Source organism: Roseiarcus sp., from assembly GCF_052145395.1.
Lineage (GTDB): Bacteria > Pseudomonadota > Alphaproteobacteria > Rhizobiales > Beijerinckiaceae > Roseiarcus.
On sequence record NZ_JBKQOT010000647.1, the window covers coordinates 1 to 4,145 of the forward strand.

Consider the following 4,145-nt stretch of genomic DNA (forward strand, 5'->3'; position numbering starts at 1 on the left):
GTTCACGCCAACCCCCTTCCGCTGCCAAAAAAGGGGACATCTCAACTCTGCTCAAAGGGGACATTCCAACTTGGCTGTAACATAAAAATCAAGCCATCGCCCTCACGGGTGGAGAAGGGCGCCGGCGACACGCGGCAGGACCGGTAGATCGAGGGACTTGAGCGAGACGATCGCAGGTTGAACCGCCGCCGTCATTGCGAGGGCCCCCCGACTTGATCCGCGGGGACGAAGCAATCCAGGATTAAAGGACGCGCCGGCGGCATGGATTGCTTCCCCCCGGGCTCTCGACCCCTCGACCCGGGGTCGCTCGCAATGACGGGAACGAATCGACTTCAATGCGACGCCGTTTCAACCTCAGAAATACTCCTGAAATTCTTCGATCGATGTCTCGCCGACCGGCTTGTCGAAGACGATTTCGCCCCGCGCCATGGCGACGATGCGGTCGCACGCCTCGATGACGTGGTGCAGGTTGTGGCTGATCAGAATGCCTGCCACGCCCTGCGCCGGCAGTCCGCGCACGAAGCCCAGCACTCTGGCCGTCTCCTTGACTGAAAGATGATTGGTCGGTTCATCGAGAATAAGCACCCGCGACTTGAAGTGGATGGCGCGCGCGATGGCCACGCCCTGCTGCTGCCCGCCCGAGAGCTCGCCGACCAGCGCGTCGGGCGAGCGCAGGTGAAGGTCGACGTTGGCGATCGCCTTCACGCTTTCGCGCCGCATGTGCGCCTGGTCCATCAATCCGAAGCCGAAGATCGAGACCGCCAACGGCTCCCGGCCGATGAACAGGTTACGTGCGATCGACATCATCGGAACCATGGAATTGGTTTGGTAGATCGTCTCGATGCCAAGGTTCATCGCTTGCTTGGGCGTGCGGATGTCTACCCGCTTGCCGTCGACGAGGATCTCGCCCCGGTCCGGAGGATGAACCCCGGAGATGATCTTGATGAGCGTCGACTTGCCGGCGCCGTTGTCGCCGACGAGGCCAACCACCTCGCCGCGCTTGATCGTAAGGCTCACGCCCTTCAGCGCGTGGACGCCCGCGTACCATTTGTGCAGATGGCGGCACTCGACGATCGGGGCGGCGACTGCCGCGGCGTCGGCGGAGGCGTCGGGAGAGGCGCTTGCTTCCGTCATGCCGGGCTCTCGAGCTTGATGCTGCGCGCCGTGCGGCGGAGCCACGAGTTGCCGATCACGGCCAGGATTGTCAGCGCGCCCACCGCGAACTTGAACCAGTTGGCGTCCACCTGTGACATCACGAGGCCATTGTCGATGATCCGGATCAGCAGCGCCCCGACGATTCCGCCGAGCACCGTCCCGATCCCGCCCGTTAGCGCCGTACCTCCCATGACCGCCGCGGCGACGGCTTGCAGTTCGAGCCCGTCGCCGATGGACGGCAGCGGCGACTGCAGCCGGAACACCTGGATGATCCCGCCGAAGCCGGCCAGCATCGAGCAGAGAATGAAACAGAAGAGCTTCACCCGCCGCGCTGGCACCCCCATCGTCGCGGCGGCCTCGAGGTTGCCGCCGGTGGCGCGAATCCAGTTGCCGAGATTGCACAGCGTCATGATCGCCGAAGCGGCGATCGAGACACCGAGAAACCAGAGGAACGAAGCGCGGAGCAGGCCGCCCGGGCCGACATACTGGGTGAAGACGCCGGTCGCGAGATCGTCCGGCAGAAGCGGCGGAAAGCCGCCGGAGATCACCACCGTCAGCGAGCGGACGATGAAGAGCATCCCGAGCGTGGTGATGAAGCTCGGGATGGCGAAGGTCAGCGTGATGAACCCGTTTACGAACCCGATCGCCGCGGCGATGACCAGTCCGATGACGATGGCGGGGACGAGCGGAACGCCGGCGATGATGGTGAGCGAGGTCGCCATCGGCGCGAGCGCGAACGTCGAGCCGACCGAGAGATCGAATTCGCCGCAGATCATCAGAATCGTTACGCCGACCGAAACGAGGCCGACCTCCGGCAACAGCCCGAGAATGCCCCGCAGGTTGTCCGGGGACAGGAAGGCGCCGTTGGACCGCGCTTCGAACACCGCCGTTAGGATGCAGAGCAGCGCGGCGCCGGCGAGCTCCGGCTTCTCGAGATAGATCCGAAACAGGTTTCTCAAAGGCGAAGCGCGCATCAGGCCCTCATCCGGCCCTTCGGGCCACCTTCCCCCTGAGGGGGAAGGGTAGCGTCCCTCTCCCACCGGGAGGGGGAGGCGGCCGAAGGCCGCCGGGTGAGGGCTCGCTGGCGCAAGCCTATTTCATCCCGCTCTAGCGAAGGCCCTGCTTCGCCAGCCCCATCAGCGTGTCCGCCGACTCGGGCGTGAACACCGCCTCGCCCGTGTCGATGTCGGCCGGCGCCAAGCCGACCTTCTTCTGGAGGTAGACCTGCATCACCGGAAGGAACCCTTGCTCATAGGGCTGCTGGTCGATCTCGACCTGGATGTATCCGGCCTTCATCCCGTCGATCACCTGAGGCGTAAGGTCGAAGCCGCCAAGCAGAATTTTCCCCGACCCAATTCCCCGGTCCTTGAGCGTTTTGGCCACGAACGAGTGCCAAAGGCCGGTGTCGATATAGGCCGTCGTGTCGGGATGCGCGCTGAGGTAGGCGCCGACGCGGTCCGCGACGACTGCGCCCTCGGCGCTGACGTCAAGCCGGTCGATGACGATCTCGCGGCCGGGGTTCGCCTTCTTGAATTCGTCGAGGCCGAGCATGATTCCCTTGGCGCGCTGCTCAGACCAGTTCTGGCCGGGCCCGTTGACGCCGACCAAAACTCGGACCGGGCCCTCCTTCGGGAAGAGCGCGGCCATCCGCCGTCCAAGCGTCTGCCCGGCGGGGACGAAGTTCTGGCCGACGAACGCCTCACGAAGCCCGAGCTCGGGCCCCTCGGTCGCGTCGACGTTCGTAGCGATCACGATGACGCCCTTCTCCTTGGCGTCTTTCAGGTTGCCGAGGAAGGCCTTGTTGTCGACGAGGGTGGTGAGGAGCGCGTCCGGCTTGCGCGCAAGCGCCGCCTGCTGATTGGCGACCTCCTGTTCGATCGAGTTTTCGGTCTGGGTGAAGATCATCTGGCAATTCGCCTCGATTTTCGCGCAAGCGTCGTCGAACCCCTTCTTCACCGCCTGCCAGAACGGATTTGACGCCGACGAGTGGTACGTGAAGACGATGTTCAGCTTTTCGTCAGCAGCAACGGCCGGGCCGGCAAGGGCCAGAACGGCGAGACTCGCGCCGATGAGCGCGGCCACCGTGAAACGTTTCGCCATGTTTTCCTCCTCCCTTCAACGGTCAAATCTGACCGTTGAACTCCTTCACCGCGTCGATCATCGCGACCATGTTCTCGATTGGCGTATTGGCCTGGACGTTGTGGATGGCGTTGAACACGAAGCCGCCGCCCACCGAGAAGATCTCGCAACGCTCGATGACCTCGGCTCGCACTTCGGCCGGCGTCCCGAACGGCAGGGTCTTCTGGGTGTCGACGCCGCCGCCCCAGAAGACGAGGCGGCCCTTGTACTTCTCTTTCAGCATGCGGGGGTCCATGCCCTTGGCGGAGCACTGGACCGGATTGATGATGTCGATCCCGGCGTCGATCATCGATTCAAAGAACCGCTCCGACGACCCGCAGGAGTGCTTGAACACTTTCCAGGTCGTGTTTTTGTGGATCCAGTCGCAGAGCTCGGCATAGTGCGGCTTCCACAGCGAGTCGAACGTGCGGACCGAGCAGAACGAGGACGTCTGCGTGCCGAAGTCCGTGCCGCAGAGAAAGATCACGTCGATCGCGTCGCCGACGCGGGCGTGGATCTTCGCCATGTTCGCGATTCCGACCTCGACCTGGCGTTCAAAGATCTTGTGCACGACCTCCGGGTGGCTCGCCGTCAGCATGTACCACTCGGCGACGTCGCGCACGCCCTTGGGATCGGTGAGGTCCGGGCCCGGGACGAAGGCGATGTCCCCGAGCGCGGTGTTCACGAGCGAAGCAAAAACGGCGTATTCGCCGGTGTTGACTGCCTGCGCGTCCTCCTCGATTCCATTAAGCTGCGCGTCGGTCAGCGGCGCGTTCTGCTCGGTGTTGTCCTCAGGGTTCAAATGGTCGAGGTCAAGCGGCTTCTGGCGGATGATCGAATCGAAGAAGAAGCCGTCCTTCGGCATGTGCCCG

Annotated in this window: 4 protein-coding genes; all 4 read right to left on the reverse strand. The window is 63.9% G+C overall.

Annotated elements, in window-relative coordinates:
* Nucleotides 1-354: 354 nt before the first annotated feature.
* Nucleotides 355-1,134, reverse strand: coding sequence for an ATP-binding cassette domain-containing protein (locus ACLP25_RS22310; RefSeq protein ID WP_442471332.1), 780 nt, complete (start codon nucleotides 1,132-1,134; stop codon nucleotides 355-357).
* On the reverse strand, nucleotides 1,131-2,114 hold the full coding sequence (locus ACLP25_RS22315) for an ABC transporter permease (protein WP_442471335.1): 984 nt from the start codon (nucleotides 2,112-2,114) through the stop codon (nucleotides 1,131-1,133). The genes ACLP25_RS22310 and ACLP25_RS22315 overlap by 4 nt, the downstream gene beginning before the upstream one ends.
* Nucleotides 2,115-2,262: 148 nt before the next feature.
* Nucleotides 2,263-3,255 (reverse strand): sugar ABC transporter substrate-binding protein, encoded by a 993-nt coding sequence (locus ACLP25_RS22320; RefSeq protein WP_442471333.1) that lies wholly within the window; start codon nucleotides 3,253-3,255, stop codon nucleotides 2,263-2,265.
* 22 nt (nucleotides 3,256-3,277) lie between these two features.
* The coding region (locus tag ACLP25_RS22325; protein WP_442471334.1) for a uroporphyrinogen decarboxylase family protein at nucleotides 3,278-4,145 on the reverse strand (868 nt) is incomplete at its 5' end.

Bases quoted from the DNA above. Each gene is read 5' to 3' on its own strand.
- ACLP25_RS22310 (WP_442471332.1), bottom strand. From the start codon at position 1,134: ATGACGGAAGCAAGCGCCTCTCCCGACGCCTCCGCCGACGCCGCGGCA.
- ACLP25_RS22320 (WP_442471333.1), bottom strand. From the start codon at position 3,255: ATGGCGAAACGTTTCACGGTGGCCGCGCTCATCGGCGCGAGTCTCGCC.